Below are 15355 nucleotides of genomic sequence, written 5' to 3'. Positions count from 1 at the left end.
GGTCACGGTTATCCAACGAAATGAATGGTCAATGATGGCTTTCAAAGAGCCTCCTAGTATGTTCAATCGACGGAAAGGTGGAGATTTGCCATGCGGGCATGGAAACAGGGAGACGAAGTCACGTTTGTGGCCTCCTGTGAAGAGGTGTCGCGTTGGTCGAGTGTGATTCTCGAATCAATTCTCTCCGTTTCTCGGGCTGAGTTCTATATTCGTACTGGCTGCTCCGCTCCGAATGTAGATAATCTTGAGCGGTTGATGCGGGATATTTCCGGAGGGAAGATCGAATCATTTGACCTCGACATTATTGCCGGCGTTGAGGCAGAGGAGAACCCGAGACGGCCCAGGCCTCGCACTCAAGATTCGTCATCGAGTTAAGAGCGGGAACTTCGTTCCAGATGACCAGTCGGTATCGCGGCTTGTGCCTGATGGGACCCCTCGCTGGCTCTTTTCCGATTGGGGGCGGGTAGGGGTGGCGTACCCATTTATTGAATCTGAATCAGAGCTCCGTCAGATTTCTTCGCGGCTCCACCGCATAGTCGACCCCAGTTCATCTCTGCCTGACTGGCCCTTTATCCCAGTAGAGGGCGAAGTCGATATTTGTGAGGATGTCGAGTTTTCGGGTGACGATTTTGCAGTTGCGCTTGCAGAAATTGCCAAGGTGCATCGCGACAAGAGTCTGTATTTCGTCACCCTCGATGGCGGCGACATGAGGCCTTGCTTCAGCCTTGCTGTAGAGGAAATTCCTCGCGGGTATCGGGCTGCTGTGGGGCACGAGCCAGTTGAGGAATTGAACGGCGGGTCGATCAGGGATGCTGTAACCATCTTTGCGATATTCGGTGATTCAACAAAGTGGGCGGTGTGGGGCGATAGAAATTGGGAAGTTCTGGTGGTGTACTCACCCGAGGTGCGTCGTCCTTGGCGTGATGCAACCGAGTTGGAATTCGTGACCGCCGCTCGCGCGGTAGATGATTTGTGGCCGGATGTGGTTCGGTCTGGGTTCCGCGAGGAAACTATTCAGCGATTTATCAGTACAATGGACGAGCCGAGGTTTCGATCCAGGTAAAAGTCGACGCACGCAGTCGCAAACGGTGGTAGTCCGCTGCTGTAGGCACCACGGGTGCGGGCCTGTTAGCGCACGTGGGGATGGGCTGCGTGGCACGGTGCGCAGTGCCGGTGACCGTGGTGACAGGGGTAGGGACACCATCACTGCTGCCGCGGAGGCCGTCACGGTCGAAAACCGTTGCGCTCACAGAGAACGTTGCATACGCAGATGGATGACTCAAGCGAGCCGACGCGACGAGACGACGTCCGTTGTTGGTGGTCGGCGGCGCGGCCGGTGCATCGGCGGCCTGGCTAGAGGCTGAACGCGATCGACCGGAGAATCAGCGCGGCCACGAACACCGCCGTGAACGCGAGATCGATCCCCAGTCCTCCGACCCGGGCCGGGCGCAGGACCCGGCGCACGGGAGCGATCACTGGCTCGGTCAGCGCGGAGGTGACCGAACTGGCCCGCCGAACCCATGGGCGGTGTCCGGCCGCCATGCCGACCCAGCTGAGCACGGCTCTGGCGAACAGCACCACGAGAAACGCCGTCAGGACGTACCCGAGCAGTGCTCCGATCGCGCTCATGGCCGACTCCTTTCCGCAGGGTCCTTGGCAACCCCTTCGATGGGTCAACGTGCGCGGCCCGGCAGAAGTGCCCGCGCGGAGGTTTTCTCAGCGACCTCTCACCAGCCGTTCATGCTGCGCGACGACTCGACAACGCCGGTCCCCGTCGGGAACGCCAGCGGCCGGAACCACGCGGCGGCGTGCCTGATGAGCAGCCGTGCCACCGCGGAGCTGCTGGGACTGGTGCGACTGGCGGCCTGAGCCATGGGCCTGCGGGTCTGGCCACAGGAACAGCATCGCGCTCGAACCCGGGCGGGCGATTGCGGAACCTGACGTCGGCCAGGGTCTCGCGGCGCAGGTCGCGGTGATGGCCGGGTTTTCCTTGGGGGACAACGGGTCAAGTCGTCTTCTCCGGTGGCCATGTGACGCCGGGCCGGCACGGACGTCATCACCGCCAGATGTGGAGCATCCGCGCCACGAGCCGGAACGGGAGCGCCTGTCCGTGGGTTTGGTCGACGGTGCCTGCCAGGTGCAGGTCGAGTTCCGGGCAGTGGAACAACCATGTCCCGGTGGCGCCGGAGTGGCCGACGAGCGTGAGCGGGCTCCTGCCTGCCGTCATGAGCCGGCCGACGTTGAAGAACATGGTGCCGAGTCCGTAGCGGAGGATCGGGATGTTGCGCAGCCTGTTCCTCCGCTCGGTGAGCAGCGCCACCGATCCGGCGTGGTCAAAAGGTTCGCCTGCGAGCAGCGCCCGCTGGAAGGTGAGGAGATCACCGGTGGTGCTGATGACGTCGTTGCTGGACTCGATCAACGAGGTGAGCTCGACCTGGTGCTGTCCGGTGTGGAGTGGCAAGGGGACAGGCCGATCCTGTCCGGGAAGCCAGGTGCGGGTGAGGCCGAGTGGGATGGTGATCCGCTCGGCCAGCAGGCCGGCGAAGGAACGCCCGGTCGCCGCTTCCGCGATACGGATGAGCAGCTGGAAGCCGGTGTCGGAGTAGCGAGCCTTCTGCCGGGCGGCTGTCAGGTCCTGTGGCACGAAGTGCGGGCGCTGCTCCTCGCGGACGATCCGCAGCACGTCCTCGAAGCTCCACGCCTGGTCCCGGCCTGCCCGGAGCTGGTCGTGGAGGCTCGGTCCACCTCGGCGTTTCTCGAAGTAGTCGGGCAGGCCCGACGTGTGGCTGGCGAGGTGGCGCACGGTGATCTCGGACGTCCGGTCGACACCGCCGAGAACATGGAGCCCGGCGACCGTCTCCGCCGGCAGGTAGGTGGTGATCGGTGCGGACAGGTCGAGCTCACCGCGCTCGTGCGCCTGGACCACGAGCGTGATGATGAAACGTTTGGTGATGCTCGCGGTGAAGAACGGGCTCTCAGCGTGCGGCGGATCGTCGGAACCGGCGGGCGAGCACGCGGCTGACCAGCGCAGCGTCCCATCGCCGGTCGCGATCGTGGCGACGGCGTGGTGCAGCCCGCGGTGGGTGACAAAGCTCTCCAGCAGACGCGACAGCCGCGCGCCCACGTCGGGGGCGACGGTGTTGTCCGGTGCCGGTGTGGTGGCGATCGGTGGCGTCACGTCGGCCTCCTCGTGCCGCGCCCAGCGGCGATATGTCTCCTAGACCTGTCTCTGAGAGATGTCTACTGGATATGTCTCAGAGAGTCAATCGGCTAGGCTCGGCGCATGGCGCACGTCATCCTCGGGCTGCTGTTGATCGCTCCGCAGAGCCTCTACGGCCTCGTCAAGGGGTTCGAGGCAGGTGTGGCGCTCTTCTACAGCGCCAGTTCCGGCAGCATCAAACGCGCGCTGGACAACCTGCTCGACCGAGGACTCGTCGAGGTGGCGAGCACCGAGACCGGGGGACGCGGCAAGAAGACGTACCGGGTGACCGAGGCGGGCAGGCAGGAGTTCCGCGCCTGGATGACCGGCGAGCTTGCCGGGTCGGATCTGGAGAGCGCGGCACTGTCCCGGCTGTACTTCCTCGGTCTCGTGGAGCCAGCGGAACGCCTGCCCGTCCTGCGCCGCATCGAGGCGCGCATCGAGAGCGACCTCGCCAAGTTCTCGCAGCTGGACAAGCAGCTCGACACTGTGGACATCCCGGAGGAACTCGGCGAGGTCGCGGCACACCAGCGGGCCACCCTCGACTACGGCATCGCCTCGCACAGGTTCGCGCTCAACTGGTTCCGCGAGTACGCCGACCGCCACGGACCACGACCCGAGTAGGTTCCCCGCCCCGTCACCTCCGCGACGACGACCCGGCGGTCATCGTTTCAGGCCGAACGTTGCGTCCTGGCGTAGTGGCGGGCGGCTCTGGCGCGGTTGCCGCAACCGGCTGAGCACCAGGCGCGCCGGGGGTTGTCGCGGACGAAGAAGAGCCTGCAGCCCGGACCTTGGCAGGCGCGGAGTTCGTGATGCATCGGCCCGGTGAACAGGGTTACGGCGTCCTCGGCCAGTTCCGCGAGTACCGCGGCGACCGGGCGGCCGTCGGTGCACACCACGGTGTGAGGTTCCGGGTCGGTCCGGAGTTCGCGCCACCGCGGGGTTCGGCCCGCGGTTCGGTTGAGGACGGCGACGGCGTCCCGATCGGCCTGGCGCTGGTCGACCGCTGCGGCGGCCAGTGACCTGATCGCGTCGCGAAGGTGCCTGGCGGTGGCGAGGTCGTCCTCGGCCACGCCCGTGATGTCGGTGTCGGCGAGGGGCAGCGCCAGGCGGGGGCGCGTGTCGCGCAGCCACGCGGCCAGATGTTCCCGGGATAGCAGGCCGTCCAACGGGCGGCCGCGCGCCGCGTAGGCGGTGTTGCCCAGCTCGATCGGCAGCGGCTCGCCCAGCAGCGGGGCGCCACCGTCGACGAGGTTGGCGATGTCCATGGTTCTAACGATAGCCGGGGCTTGATCTCGTGAGAAACCTGTGGCACCGTTCTAATGGTTCAACTAGGGTATAGCCATTAGAAAAGGAGAGGCGCATGAGTACGCCGGTATTGCAGACCGGGCACGTCGGGCTGAACGTGACCGACCTGGTCCGTTCGACTGCCTTCTACCGCGCGCTGTTCGGGTTCGAGGTGCTCGCCGAGCAGACCGAGGGCGACCAAAAACACGCGTTGCTCGGGCTGGACGGGAAGCTGATGGTCGCCCTCTGGGAGCAGAGCGACGGCCGCTTCGCCACCGACCTGCCCGGCCTGCACCACCTGTCGTTCCAGATGCCGGACATCGACGCGGTCCGCCGCGCGGAGAAGACGCTGGGAGAGCTGGGCGTGGAGCTGTTCTACGACGGGATCGTGCCGCACGGCGACGGCGCGTCCTCCGGTGGCGTGTTCTTCACCGATCCGGACGGCGTCCGCCTCGAGATCTACGCAACCACCGGTGCCGAGTCGGCGAAGGCGCCGGTCCAAGGCGCGCCCACCTGCGGTTTCTTCTGATCGAGCCGACTGGGGCCCGGGCGTACCCGGCCCGGGCCCCAGCAGGAGGAGAGCGATGTATCACCAAGGCGAACGTACGGTGCAACGCCGTGCCGGGCTGACAGCCGACGGCTGGGGCTCGGTGGGTGTCGATGCCGTCATCCCACCCGTGGCGGCGGAGTTCCTCGCGCAGCAGCGGATGGTGGTGCTCGGCGCCGCCACCGACGACGGAACGGTCTGGACGAGCGTGCTCACCGGTCCGGCCGGGTTCGTCACCGCCGCCGACGACCGCACCGTCGCCGCTGCCGGGGTTCCGGACGGCCCGCTCGCGGGATTGTTCGACACCGAGCGGGACCTCGGCATGCTCGCGATCGAACCGGCGACCCGGCGCCGGATGCGGATCAACGGCCGGGCACACGCCGCCGACGGCCGGTTGCTGGTGCGCACCGAACAGGTCTACGCGAACTGCCCCAAATACATCCAGACCCGCACGGTGGTCGGGGACGCCCCCTCTGCGGCCGGAGAGCCCCGGCGCACCAGGGAACTCACCGCCGCTCAACAGCGCTGGATCACCGCCGCCGACACCTTCTTCGTCACGACCCACGCGGCCGGGCTGGGCGCCGACACGTCCCATCGCGGCGGCAACCCCGGCTTCGTGACGGCGACCGGGCGGCGGCTGTCCTGGCCCGACTACACCGGCAACTCGATGTACATGACGCTCGGCAACCTCGAGCTCGATCCCCGCTGCGGGCTGCTGTTCCTCGACTGGGAACACGGCAACACGCTGCAGCTGACCGGCCGTGCCAGTACCGACTGGGACCCGGCGCGGGCCGCCGCGACACCCGGCGCGCACCGGATGGTCGACTTCGAGGTGGAGCAGGTGATCGAGACCGCCGAGACCAGCCCCTTGCGCTGGTCGTTCGAGAAGTACTCCCGGTTCAACCCGTCCTGAAAGGACTCACGATGCGGATTCGCGTCGACATGACCCGGTGCCAGACACACGCCCAGTGCGTGTTCGCCGCGCCGACGGTGTTCACACTCGACGACAACGACGAACTGAGCTACGACGCGGCACCCGACGACGCGCTGCGACAGGCGATCGAACAAGCCGCCCGTGCCTGCCCGGAACGCGCGATCTTCCTCGACGGGGCATGAGGAATGCGACGTGTCGCGATAGTCGGCGCCGGGCTGGCCGGGCTGACCGCCGCCCAGGAACTCCGGCGACTCGGTTACGACGGCGCGCTCGTCTTGGTCGGCGCCGAGCCGTTCCGGCCCTACCGGCGTCCACCGCTGTCCAAGGAGTACCTGCTCACCGCTGACGATCGCCACCTGACCCTGGCGGACGGCGACCTCGACGACCTGGCTGCGACCTGGCTGCTCGGTCACGCCGCTACCGGGCTGGACCTGCCCGGCCGGCGCGTGCTGCGCGGCACGCTGCCACCCGTCGATTTCGACGGGTTGGTCATCGCCACCGGTGCGGGGGCTCGCAACCTTCCTGACGGAGGTCACCTGCCCGGGGTGATGACCCTGCGGAGCCTCGACGACGCCAGGATGTTGCGTGCCCGGCTCGCGGACCGGCCCCGCGTCGTGATCGCCGGCGCGGGCTTCCTCGGCTCGGAGATCGCCGCCACGCTCCGCGCCCTGGACCTTCCGGTCACCCTCGTGTCACCCGATCCCGTTCCGCTCCACCGGCCGCTTGGCAGGCAGGTCGGCGCGCTGGTCGCCGACCTGCACCGCGCACACGCCGTGGACCTCCGGCTCCACAGGCGGGTGACCGCCGTGACGGGCGACCCCACGGTCCGCCAGGTGCACCTCGACGACGGGACGGCACTGCCCGCCGACCTCGTCGTGGTGGCGGTCGGCGCACGTCCGAGGGTCGAGTGGTTACGCGGGTCCGGACTGCGGCTCGACGACGGCGTCGTGGTCGACGGGAACGGGTTGGCCGCACCCGGTGTCGTGGCCGCGGGCGACGTCGCACGGTGGCCACAGCCCGCGCTCGACGGGGAGTTGCTCCGGGTGGAGCACTACAGTAACGCCATCGATCAGGGCGCCCACGCCGCCCGGGCACTGCTGGGCTACCCGGGCCGCTTCGCGCCGGTGCCGTCGTTCTGGGGTGACCTGTACGGCCGGAAGCTGCGTTCTGTCGGCCTCACGGGCATCCGGTACGACACACATCTGGTGGCGAGTGAGCCGGGCGGCCGCTTCCTCGCCGAATACCACCGCGACGGCGGTGTCGTCGGCGCGGTCACGGCGGGTTTCACGCATAGCCTCGCGCACTACCGCGACCTGATCGCGAAGCAGATGGCCGCACCGGTTCCGGCGCCCACGCCCTTCCGCGCGTCGTGACCGGCCGGCCGGCGGCCCAGCCGCACCGACAGGAAAACCCGGCTGCCACTGGGCGGCAACCGCCGCTTGGTGTGTCGTGACCGGCGTGTGCACTGTGGTCACGAAACACCCAGGACCACAAGAGGAGAAGCATGCCGTGGGACACGCGCGAGTCGGTGCGGCTTGGCGACGTCGAGCTGGCTTACCGCGTCGTCGGTGACGGGGCCGAGGCCGCTGTGCTGGTGCACGGCTGGCCACAGACGCACGCCTGCTGGCGGCATGTGGTGGAGCCGCTCAGCCGCGGGCGCACTCTTCTCGTCCCGGACCTGCGCGGTTACGGAGACTCGGGGCTGGCCCGGTCGGGGGAGTACGACAAGCGCGCCACCGCCGCCGACCTGAGCGCCCTGCTCCGGCACCTGGGCTTCTCCTCAGCGGTGGTGATCGGCCACGACCGCGGCGCCCGCGTCGCACATCGCTGGGCGCTCGATCACCCCTCCGACATCGAGGCCCTTGTGCTGCTGGACATCCTGCCGACCAGGGTCGTCATGGACACGTTCGACCGGGACTCGGCGAGCGCGATGTGGCACTGGTTCTTCCACCGGAATCCCGAGCTGGCGGCGACACTCGTCTCCGGGAACGTGGAGGCGTATCTGCGCCACTTCTTCGCCCGCGTGCTCGCCTCCGGCGCCGTCGACGCGGAGACCTTCCAGCACTACGTCGCCGCGTTCAGCGATCCGGAGCGCCTGCGAGCGTCCTTCGAGGACTACCGGACCGGTTTCACGACCGATCTCGATCGCGACCAGGCCGATCACGCGCGGGGGCTGCGGGTGCGGGCTCCGCTGCTTGTCCTGTGGGGCGTCGACGGCGGTCTCGGTGGCAGCGACGTCGTGCGCGTCTGGCAGGAGCACCACGCCGACCCCGCCGCCGTGAGCGGGCACGCCGTCCCGGGCGGCCACTACGTCCCCGAAGAGGCGCCCGAGGAGGTGGTACGAGCCGTGGAAGCGTTCCTTCGCGCGCGGTGAGTCCTCGTCAGACGGCGGTCAGCCCGCCGTCGACCAGGATCTCCACCCCGGTCACATACGAGGCTTCGTCGCTGGCGAGGAAGAGCACGACGTCGGCGACCTCCCGCACCTCACCGGCTCGCCTCATCGGCACCCCGTCGAGTTGCTTCGCCCGCCACACCGGGTCGGCCGACCCGCGGGACGTCCGCATCGGAGGGAGCATTCCCGGTGCGACCGCGTTGACCCGGATCCCGTCGTCGGCATACTGCACGGAGGCGGTCCTGGTCATCGACTTCACGGCGGCCTTGGATGCCCCGTAGCCCAGGTGCACGCCGAGCTGGCCGATCGAGGCCGAGATCGAGGACAGGTTGACGATCGAGCCGCCGCCGGAGCGCGCCATCGCGGCGGCGCCGTGCTTGATGCCGAGGAAGACACCCTTGGCGTTGACCAGCATGAGCTGGTCGAAGAAGGCGGTGCTGGTGCGATCGGGGTCGAAGGTGCCGCTGATCCCGGCGTTGTTGACCAGCACGTCGAGCCGCCCGAACTCGGCGAGGACCTCGTCGATCCCGGCGATCCAGGCGCCCTCGTCGGTGACGTCCAGGTGGAGATAGCGGGCCTGCCCGCCGGCGGCGCGGATCTCCTTGACCGCGGCCGTGCCGTCGTCATCGTTGATGTCGGCGACGACGACGGTCGCGCCCTCGCGAGCGAACGTCGCCGCGGTGGCGTGGCCCATCCCGCTGGATGCGCCGGTGATCAGGGCGATCTTGTCGTGCAGTCGCATGATCGGGTTCCCTTCGTGATGGTGCTTGGCTATCCGAGCGGGCGCGGGGCGGGGGCCTCCCCGGTGAGGGCGTTGCCGACCATCGCGCGCAGGTCGGTCTCGGTCACCGGCCTCGGATTGGCGTAGGGCGTGGCGAGCGCCTGGGCCACCACGGTGTCCACGCCGTCCTCCGGCATGCCGAGTGCCGCGAGGGACATCTCGGCGCCGAGGTCCTCGGCGAGGTGGAACAGGTGGCCGCCCGGATCGGCCGCGCCGAACGCGGATTCCAGCGCGGTCCGCGCCCGGGCCGCCGCCGGGAGGTTGAAGGCGAGAACGTGCGGGAGTATCGCGGTGTGGGTTTCGGCGTGCGGAAGGTCGAACGCGCCGCCGAGAACGTGGCACAGCTTGTGGTGCAACGACATCGTGGTGGCGCCCAGCACGCTGCCGGCGAGCCAGGCCCCGTAGAGGGCGTCCGAACGGGCCTCGAGGTCGCGCGGATCGGCGGCCACCCGGGGGAGTGCTCCGGCGAGGGCGCGTGCCGACTCCGCCGCCATCAGTGCCGTGATCGGCGAGCCGTCGGGCGCGTAGAGCGCTTCGGCCGCATGCGCGAGGGCGTTGATGCCGCTGGTGAGGGAGAGCCGGCTCGGTAGGGTAAGCGTCAGCGCGGGGTCGTAGAGCACGGTGGACGGAAGGACGCGCGGGTCCCGGCCGGTGGTCTTGCGGTCGGCGCCGGTCAGGCCCCAGATCGGCGTCATCTCCGAACCGGCGTACGTCGTCGGCACCGCCACGGAGGGCAGGCCGGTGTCCTTGGCGATGGCCTTGGCCAGGCCGATCGCGGAGCCACCACCGACGGCGATGCATCCGTCGGCGCTGGCCTCCCGGCTCCGGGCGACCGCTGTCGCGGCGACCGCGGTGGGAACGTGCCTGGTCGCGTGCGGGTGCAGCGCCGCGATCCGGTCCCGGAGCGGGAGGGTGAGCTCGGCGGCGAGATCCGCCTGCTCCGGCGTGCACACCACGATCAGCCTGCGCAGGCCGAGGCGATCGACCTCCTCGGCGAGCCGTGTGCGCGCACCCACGGCGAAGACGACGCGGCCGGGTCGGCTCTCGTGCACGAACTCGTGAGTCATGGCCGCACCCGGTCCAGAACGACGTCGAACTCGATGAGCCGGAACGGGTTGGCGACGCCGTAGTGCTCGGCGCGAACGGGATCGTCGACGTCGGTGACGGGCCGGATCAGCGACTCCTTCACCCCGAACACCGTGTCGGAGTCCAGGTACGGGCTGCCTTCGACGAAGACATGCGTCGTGAGCGGCGCGTGGCCGTCCGCTTCGGCGATGACATGGATGTGCGCGGGCCGGTTCGGGTGCCGGTTGGTGGCGGTGAGCAGCCTGCCGACCGGCCCGTCGTCCGGGATCGGGTAGTAGCGGGGAACCACCGTGCGCAGCCAGAACCGGCCGTGCTCGTCGGTGACGAACAGCCCGCGCAGGTTCCGCTCGGGCTGCAGGCCGGGCTGCTGCACGTCGTAGTACCCGGCGCCGTTGGCCTGCCACACGTCGACCCGCGCCCCGGGCAGCGGCGCCCCGTCGGCCGAGCGGACCTGCCCCGCGAACACGCACGGCTCACCGTTGCCGTCGAGCGAGATGTTCGCGCCGAGCTCACGCGGCGGGGAGTCGACCAGGTGAAACGGCCCGAGGACCGTGGTGTCGGTGGCGGCCGGGGACGTGCGGTTGTTGATCGCGTCGACCAGCATCGACACCCCGAGCACGTCCGAGAGCAGGACGAACTCCTGGCGGGTGTCGTCGCACGTGTGGCCGGTGGCGGTGAGGAAGTCGATCGCCTGCTGCCATTCCGCCTGGGTGGGTTCGACGTCCCTGACGAACCCGTGCAGGTGCTCGACAAGGCTCGTCAGGATTCGCCTCAACCGTGGGTCCGGGGTGCCGGCGAAGCTCTCGGCGACGACCTCCGCCGAGGTGTGCTCGGAGAAGCCGGTCATCGGCCCTCCTCGAGGTTCGTCGTCCAGGACGGGGCGGCGAACCCCGCGCGGTCGAGCACGTCGGCGCCCGCGCCGAAGGCGAGCCGGGCCGTGTCCTCCGTGGGCCGGGCGTCGAGATCGTCGGAGAAGACCTCCACCGACATCGGCGCGGCGACGCCGTGGTCACGCAGCGCGCCGAGCACGCCGAGCGTGTCGCCGGCGCCGTGCCCGGGCAGCAACCGCCGGTGGCGGGCCTCCTCGGTCAGGTCGGGTTCCGGTTGGGGCAGCACGTCGCACAGCTGGACCGTCGTGATCACGGAGGCCGGAATGCCGGCGAGGTCGTCCGGGGTGGCACCGGAGCGGAACCAGTGCCACAGGTCGAGGGTGATCCCGCCGTTCGGTCGGTCAGCGGCGGCGACGACGTCCCACGCCTGGCCGAGGGTGCGCACGTGACTGTAGGGAAGGAACTCGAAACCCACCAGCACGCCGTGCTCGGCGGCGCGGTCGCACAGCGCGCCGAACGGCTCCACCAGGTCCGCGTGCGGGTGTGCCTCGAACATCGGGACGTTGAGGTGCCGCACCCCGATCGTCTCGGCGAGGTGGAACATGGTCTCCTCGACCGGGTCCTCGCCGACGGCCCAGTCCCAGTTGTGCTCGAGCTCGAGCACCCGCAGACCGTGCTCGTCGAGCAGGTCGCGGATCTGCCCGTCGGCCAGGTCCGCGTCGAGGTAGTCGCTCACGCGCAGCCCGATGCCGGCGAAACCGGCCTTGGCCGCGACGGACACGCGGGTGGTCAGGTCCGCCCTGCGGAGCGTGCTCGCGCTGCAGCTGAGGTGTTTCATGCCAGTGCTCATCCTTTGCTGACGTCGCCCGGGGTGGCGGAGCCCGCGAGCCATTTCGCGCCCTCGTCGTACAGGCGCCGTACTGCCTCACCGGTGAGTCCGGGCAGGCCGGTCTTGACCGTGAACCCCGCCTTGGTCTGCAGGTAGGCGAGGTGCCGGTACCCGGAGGGGAACCGCTTGAGCAGATCGGCGTCGAGCTCCAGCCGCGCGGACGGGTCGACGGGGTCGAGCCGGTCCCTCTCGTAGATCGGCTGCCTGCGCACGATCTTCCACTCGCCCCGGTAGCGGCTGCAGAAGTCGTAGAAGCGGCCGGTGCACACCACGTCGGCCTCCACCCCGTCGACGCTCGCGCGCTGGGTGATCGTCATCTTCGTCTGGGCGATCGCCCGGTCGCCGTTCACGTCGGCGCTGTGTCCACCCAGGAAATGCAGGATGTTCACGCCGCGATCGAAGCCTTCGCGGCTGACCGCGATGAAGTCCGCGGCAGGCCCCTGGAACCAGGTCGCGGTCATCCACCCCTCGGTCGGATGCCACACGGTCGCGAAGCGGTCCCAGTCTCCCGCGTCGCGCCAGACGGCCCAGTTGTCGGTCAGTTCGCGCAGTGCCAGCCTGTCCTCGAGGCTTGTCGACACGGTCCTCAACCCCCTGTCATCGAATCGCCGGCGCCAGTTGGGTTCCGGCGGCCACATGGATCACTTCTCCCGTGATGTTGCGGGCCCGGTCTGAGACCAGGAACGCGACGGTGTTCGCGACGTCGACCGGCTCCACCAGCCTGCCCAGCGGCGAGGCCGCGGCGAACCGGCCGACGTAGTCCTCGACGAACCCGGGATCGGCCTTCTGGACGTTGAACGGGGTGTGCACGAAGCTCGGCGCGACGACGTTGACCGTGACCCCGAGCCGGCCCAGTTCGGGTGCCGCCACCCGGGTCAGTCCGACGAGTCCCGCCTTCGACGCGGAGTACGCGGGCGTCCAGCCGCCACCGAGCCACACGCGCGAGCCGATCGACACCACTCGACCGCCGCCCTGGCGCCGCCACAACGGGACGCAGTGTTTCATCATCAGTGCCGGGCCGGTCAGGTTGACCTGTAGTGTCGCCTGCCAGGACTCCAGGTCCAGATTCTCCATCGTGTGCGGCGGCTCGATCCCGGCATTGTTGACCAGCGCGTCGATCCGGCCCCACGTCGCGTCCACCTGCTCGATGGCCGCCCGCACCGATGCCTCGTCGGTGACGTCGGCCTCGATGCCCAGGGTCTCGCCGGTGAGCCGGCAGGCCGCCTCCTTCGCCCCGCGGCGATCGAGCAGCATCACCCGGAAGCCGTCATCGAGCAGGGCCGTGGCGATGGCCGTGCCCATGCCGCCCGCACCGCCGGTGACGATCGCGACGGGGGCGTTCACGACGCGTGCTCCGTCGCCACCTTGACGATCGTGTTCGCCACGGCCTCCGGCATCGACAGCATCGGCGAGTGACTCGACTCGAGCTCGCTCGATGAGGTCACTCGCGCGGCCATTCTGCGCTGGACCTCCGGCGTGCAGGCCCGGTCCAGGGTGCAGACGACGAAATGCGAGGGAACGGTCCGCCAGGCCGCACGGGACACGATCGCTGTCCGGGCGTCCGCGTGCTCGGGGGTGAGGCGCTCGGCCGCACTCGCCGCATCGGCAGGCGTGCAGTCGTGGTAGAACGCGTGCATCGCGGTCTCCGGGTCGATGACCAGGTAGTCGCCGATCTGGCGGATGTCGTCCTTGCCCGCCTGGGAGCCCGCCTCGGCGTCGTTGACGGACGCGACCGACTCACCGGGTTCGAGGCAGAACGCGCTCACGTAGACCAGGGCACGCACCCCCGCCGCGTCGCCGACCTCGGTCAGCAGAGCGCCGGAATAGGAGTGCCCGACGAGCACGACGTCGCCGGAGACGTTCCCGAGCACGCGCACGAGGTGATCGCAGTGCCCGCGGAACGTCGGGTCGCCCGGGGCGCGGTCCTGGCCCGGCAACGTGACGCGGACGCAGGGATAGCCGCTCGCTTCGAGGTGCGTCGCGACACGTTCCCAGGCCCAGCCGCCGTGCCACATACCGTGGACGAGGACGATCGTGGGCAGGCGGGTCATAGCGCGGTCCTTTCGGTCAGGTGATGGTCTGCTGTGGACAGGCCGGTCGTCCGGTGCTCGCGGTTGCGCAGGCAGTAGGTGAGCGCGATGCCGGCGACGTAGATGCCGGAGATGACCCAGAGGGTCCCGGAGACACCGATCGGGGCCACCAGCCCGGCGAGGACAGGCCCCATGAACTGGCTCACCCCCGCGCCGAGGTTCAGGATCGCGACGGCGCTGCCGACGCGGTGCGGAGCCAGCGCGGGCATGATCGCCGAGAGCGGAACGAAGCCGGAGAGCCCGGCGCCGTAGAGGATGCCGACCACGAGGATCGCCCAGAAGTTCGGGCCGAGCAGTTCCGGCACGTAGTAGAAGGCGGGAACGCTCGCGGCGCAGAGCAGGCCGCCGAACCAGGCCACCGTCCGGACGCGGCCGATCTTGTCGGCGACGTACCCGAACACGATGTTGGCGAGGATGTTCGTCAGCAGCATCGTGCCCCACACCGTCTGCCATTCCGGAGTGGACAGCCCGACATCACGGACCATGAACGTGCCCAGGAACACCACGAAGGCGTAGAAACCCAAGGTGTTGATCACCCGGACGATGCCGCCGAGGCCCACCTTCGGCCGTTCGATCACGATCGTGACGGCGCCCAGAACGGAACGCAGGCTGGTCGCGACGCTGGTCGGCTCCTGTGGGCGGGCCCTGACGAGGACCGCCAGCATGACCCCGCCGGCGCCGATGAACGCCAGTGAGGTGACCAGAGTCGCGAACTCACCGATCAGCGGGATGACCGCCCCCGCGTAGTAGGAACTGATCACGCCAAGGCCCAGCACGAAGAAGAACCAGTACCAGCCGACGGCCTTGCCCATCACCGACTCGGGCGTGTCCATGGCCACCCAGACCAGGAAGCCGTACGAGAACAGCGGATACCCCAGGCCGCGGACGCCGAAGCTGACCAGCATCAACGTGAAGTCGCCCTGGGCCAGCGCGACCAGGAACGCGATCTCGAAGACGACCCAGATCACGAACCCCGCGAGCATCACGCGCCGAGGACCGAACGCCTCGGCGAGTGCGCCCGACAGCCAGGCGGCGACCGCGACGACGAACCCGTAGACACTCCAGAGCAGTGACGTCTGGCCCGGGCCGAAGCCGTGCTCGGCAAGGTAAGGGGACAGAAACCCCGACTCGATCCCGTCGCCGATCATGAACAAGGTGAGCGCCACGAATCCCCAGCGCAGGTGCGGGACGATGCCCTGGCGTGTCCAGAACCCGCTCATCGGGCCTCCCACTCAGTGGCGTGGCGATGATCCGCCCCGTCGTTGCTCCTCATCCTCAGAACCTCCTTGTTCTGCGCCGCTGATCTCGTCGGAACGTAGC

18 protein-coding genes are annotated in these 15355 nt (G+C 69.0%); 7 read left to right on the top strand and 11 right to left on the bottom strand.

Annotated features, from left to right (window positions below; all coding sequences use genetic code 11):
• The first annotated feature begins 469 nt into the window (after positions 1-469).
• Positions 470-1063, top strand: a complete 594-nt coding sequence (locus BAY60_RS36880) for a hypothetical protein (protein ID WP_146771108.1) — start codon at positions 470-472, stop codon at positions 1061-1063.
• Positions 1064-1353: 290 nt separating this feature from the next.
• Here the strand turns inward: BAY60_RS36880 and BAY60_RS30105 are convergent, their stop codons facing one another.
• A complete protein-coding gene (locus BAY60_RS30105) occupies positions 1354-1629 on the bottom strand; it encodes a YggT family protein (RefSeq protein ID WP_112284800.1) in 276 nt (91 codons plus the stop codon).
• A gap of 427 nt (positions 1630-2056) precedes the next feature.
• A complete protein-coding gene (locus tag BAY60_RS30100; protein ID WP_112284799.1) occupies positions 2057-3178 on the bottom strand; it encodes a serine hydrolase domain-containing protein in 1122 nt (373 codons plus the stop codon).
• A gap of 105 nt (positions 3179-3283) precedes the next feature.
• On the opposite strand from BAY60_RS30100, the gene BAY60_RS30095 reads away from it, so the two are divergent.
• A complete protein-coding gene (locus BAY60_RS30095) occupies positions 3284-3823 on the top strand; it encodes a PadR family transcriptional regulator (RefSeq protein WP_112284798.1) in 540 nt (179 codons plus the stop codon).
• A 47-nt stretch (positions 3824-3870) separates the two neighbouring features.
• Here BAY60_RS30095 and BAY60_RS30090 read toward each other — a convergent pair whose 3' ends face one another.
• Positions 3871-4467 (bottom strand): CGNR zinc finger domain-containing protein, encoded by a 597-nt coding sequence (locus tag BAY60_RS30090; protein WP_112284797.1) that lies wholly within the window; start codon positions 4465-4467, stop codon positions 3871-3873.
• A 95-nt stretch (positions 4468-4562) separates the two neighbouring features.
• Here BAY60_RS30090 and BAY60_RS30085 point away from each other — a divergent pair, with 95 nt between their 5' ends.
• The 5 genes from BAY60_RS30085 (at position 4563) to BAY60_RS30065 (ending at position 8341) form a co-directional block, all read left to right on the top strand.
• Positions 4563-5015 carry a VOC family protein gene (locus BAY60_RS30085; protein WP_112284796.1) on the top strand — a complete coding sequence of 151 codons (453 nt, stop codon included), beginning with the start codon at positions 4563-4565 and terminating at the stop codon, positions 5013-5015.
• Positions 5016-5070: 55 nt separating this feature from the next.
• The gene (locus BAY60_RS30080) at positions 5071-5946 is read left to right on the top strand and encodes a pyridoxamine 5'-phosphate oxidase family protein (protein WP_112284795.1); all 876 of its coding nucleotides are present in this window, start codon (positions 5071-5073) and stop codon (positions 5944-5946) included.
• 11 nt (positions 5947-5957) lie between these two features.
• A complete protein-coding gene (locus tag BAY60_RS30075) occupies positions 5958-6149 on the top strand; it encodes a ferredoxin (protein ID WP_112284794.1) in 192 nt (63 codons plus the stop codon).
• Positions 6150-6152: 3 nt separating this feature from the next.
• The gene (locus BAY60_RS30070; protein ID WP_112284793.1) at positions 6153-7340 is read left to right on the top strand and encodes an NAD(P)/FAD-dependent oxidoreductase; all 1188 of its coding nucleotides are present in this window, start codon (positions 6153-6155) and stop codon (positions 7338-7340) included.
• Positions 7341-7471: 131 nt separating this feature from the next.
• Complete coding sequence (locus BAY60_RS30065; RefSeq protein ID WP_112284792.1) at positions 7472-8341, top strand: alpha/beta hydrolase; 870 nt, start codon at positions 7472-7474, stop codon at positions 8339-8341.
• 7 nt (positions 8342-8348) lie between these two features.
• Here the strand turns inward: BAY60_RS30065 and BAY60_RS30060 are convergent, their stop codons facing one another.
• From BAY60_RS30060 to BAY60_RS30025, 8 genes are read right to left on the bottom strand one after another with little or no spacing between them, the layout of a single operon-like run.
• A complete protein-coding gene (locus BAY60_RS30060) occupies positions 8349-9101 on the bottom strand; it encodes an SDR family NAD(P)-dependent oxidoreductase (protein WP_112284791.1) in 753 nt (250 codons plus the stop codon).
• Between the two features lie 29 nt (positions 9102-9130).
• Positions 9131-10207: a maleylacetate reductase gene (locus BAY60_RS30055; RefSeq protein ID WP_112284790.1), complete on the bottom strand. Its 1077-nt coding sequence runs from the start codon at positions 10205-10207 to the stop codon at positions 9131-9133.
• Positions 10204-11073 (bottom strand): intradiol ring-cleavage dioxygenase, encoded by an 870-nt coding sequence (locus BAY60_RS30050; RefSeq protein ID WP_112284789.1) that lies wholly within the window; start codon positions 11071-11073, stop codon positions 10204-10206. The genes BAY60_RS30055 and BAY60_RS30050 overlap by 4 nt, the downstream gene beginning before the upstream one ends.
• Complete coding sequence (locus BAY60_RS30045; protein ID WP_170160612.1) at positions 11070-11894, bottom strand: sugar phosphate isomerase/epimerase family protein; 825 nt, start codon at positions 11892-11894, stop codon at positions 11070-11072. Before BAY60_RS30045 ends, BAY60_RS30050 begins: the two co-directional genes overlap by 4 nt.
• 8 nt (positions 11895-11902) lie before the next feature.
• Positions 11903-12526 (bottom strand): nuclear transport factor 2 family protein, encoded by a 624-nt coding sequence (locus tag BAY60_RS30040; protein ID WP_211330520.1) that lies wholly within the window; start codon positions 12524-12526, stop codon positions 11903-11905.
• 16 nt (positions 12527-12542) lie between these two features.
• Positions 12543-13289 carry an SDR family NAD(P)-dependent oxidoreductase gene (locus tag BAY60_RS30035; RefSeq protein WP_211330519.1) on the bottom strand — a complete coding sequence of 249 codons (747 nt, stop codon included), beginning with the start codon at positions 13287-13289 and terminating at the stop codon, positions 12543-12545.
• Complete coding sequence (locus BAY60_RS30030) at positions 13286-13996, bottom strand: alpha/beta fold hydrolase (protein ID WP_112284786.1); 711 nt, start codon at positions 13994-13996, stop codon at positions 13286-13288. Before BAY60_RS30030 ends, BAY60_RS30035 begins: the two co-directional genes overlap by 4 nt.
• On the bottom strand, positions 13993-15255 hold the full coding sequence (locus BAY60_RS30025) for an MFS transporter (protein ID WP_245992881.1): 1263 nt from the start codon (positions 15253-15255) through the stop codon (positions 13993-13995). The genes BAY60_RS30030 and BAY60_RS30025 overlap by 4 nt, the downstream gene beginning before the upstream one ends.
• Positions 15256-15355 lie beyond the last annotated feature (100 nt).

Source organism: Prauserella muralis, from assembly GCF_003202285.1.
Taxonomy (GTDB): Bacteria; Actinomycetota; Actinomycetes; order Mycobacteriales; family Pseudonocardiaceae; genus Prauserella_B; species Prauserella_B muralis.
This window is presented reverse-complemented; position numbering and strand designations above follow the sequence as displayed.

What these genes read in the sequence shown, in the direction of transcription:
- BAY60_RS30105 (WP_112284800.1), bottom strand. Translation starts at nt 1,629, where the DNA reads ATGAGCGCGATCGGAGCACTGCTCGGGTACGTCCTGACGGCGTTTCTC.
- BAY60_RS30095 (WP_112284798.1), top strand. Translation starts at nt 3,284, where the DNA reads ATGGCGCACGTCATCCTCGGGCTGCTGTTGATCGCTCCGCAGAGCCTC.
- BAY60_RS30090 (WP_112284797.1), bottom strand. Translation starts at nt 4,467, where the DNA reads ATGGACATCGCCAACCTCGTCGACGGTGGCGCCCCGCTGCTGGGCGAG.
- BAY60_RS30085 (WP_112284796.1), top strand. Translation starts at nt 4,563, where the DNA reads ATGAGTACGCCGGTATTGCAGACCGGGCACGTCGGGCTGAACGTGACC.
- BAY60_RS30080 (WP_112284795.1), top strand. Translation starts at nt 5,071, where the DNA reads ATGTATCACCAAGGCGAACGTACGGTGCAACGCCGTGCCGGGCTGACA.
- BAY60_RS30075 (WP_112284794.1), top strand. Translation starts at nt 5,958, where the DNA reads ATGCGGATTCGCGTCGACATGACCCGGTGCCAGACACACGCCCAGTGC.
- BAY60_RS30070 (WP_112284793.1), top strand. Translation starts at nt 6,153, where the DNA reads ATGCGACGTGTCGCGATAGTCGGCGCCGGGCTGGCCGGGCTGACCGCC.
- BAY60_RS30065 (WP_112284792.1), top strand. Translation starts at nt 7,472, where the DNA reads ATGCCGTGGGACACGCGCGAGTCGGTGCGGCTTGGCGACGTCGAGCTG.
- BAY60_RS30060 (WP_112284791.1), bottom strand. Translation starts at nt 9,101, where the DNA reads ATGCGACTGCACGACAAGATCGCCCTGATCACCGGCGCATCCAGCGGG.
- BAY60_RS30055 (WP_112284790.1), bottom strand. Translation starts at nt 10,207, where the DNA reads ATGACTCACGAGTTCGTGCACGAGAGCCGACCCGGCCGCGTCGTCTTC.
- BAY60_RS30050 (WP_112284789.1), bottom strand. Translation starts at nt 11,073, where the DNA reads ATGACCGGCTTCTCCGAGCACACCTCGGCGGAGGTCGTCGCCGAGAGC.
- BAY60_RS30045 (WP_170160612.1), bottom strand. Translation starts at nt 11,894, where the DNA reads ATGAAACACCTCAGCTGCAGCGCGAGCACGCTCCGCAGGGCGGACCTG.
- BAY60_RS30030 (WP_112284786.1), bottom strand. Translation starts at nt 13,996, where the DNA reads ATGACCCGCCTGCCCACGATCGTCCTCGTCCACGGTATGTGGCACGGC.
- BAY60_RS30025 (WP_245992881.1), bottom strand. Translation starts at nt 15,255, where the DNA reads ATGAGCGGGTTCTGGACACGCCAGGGCATCGTCCCGCACCTGCGCTGG.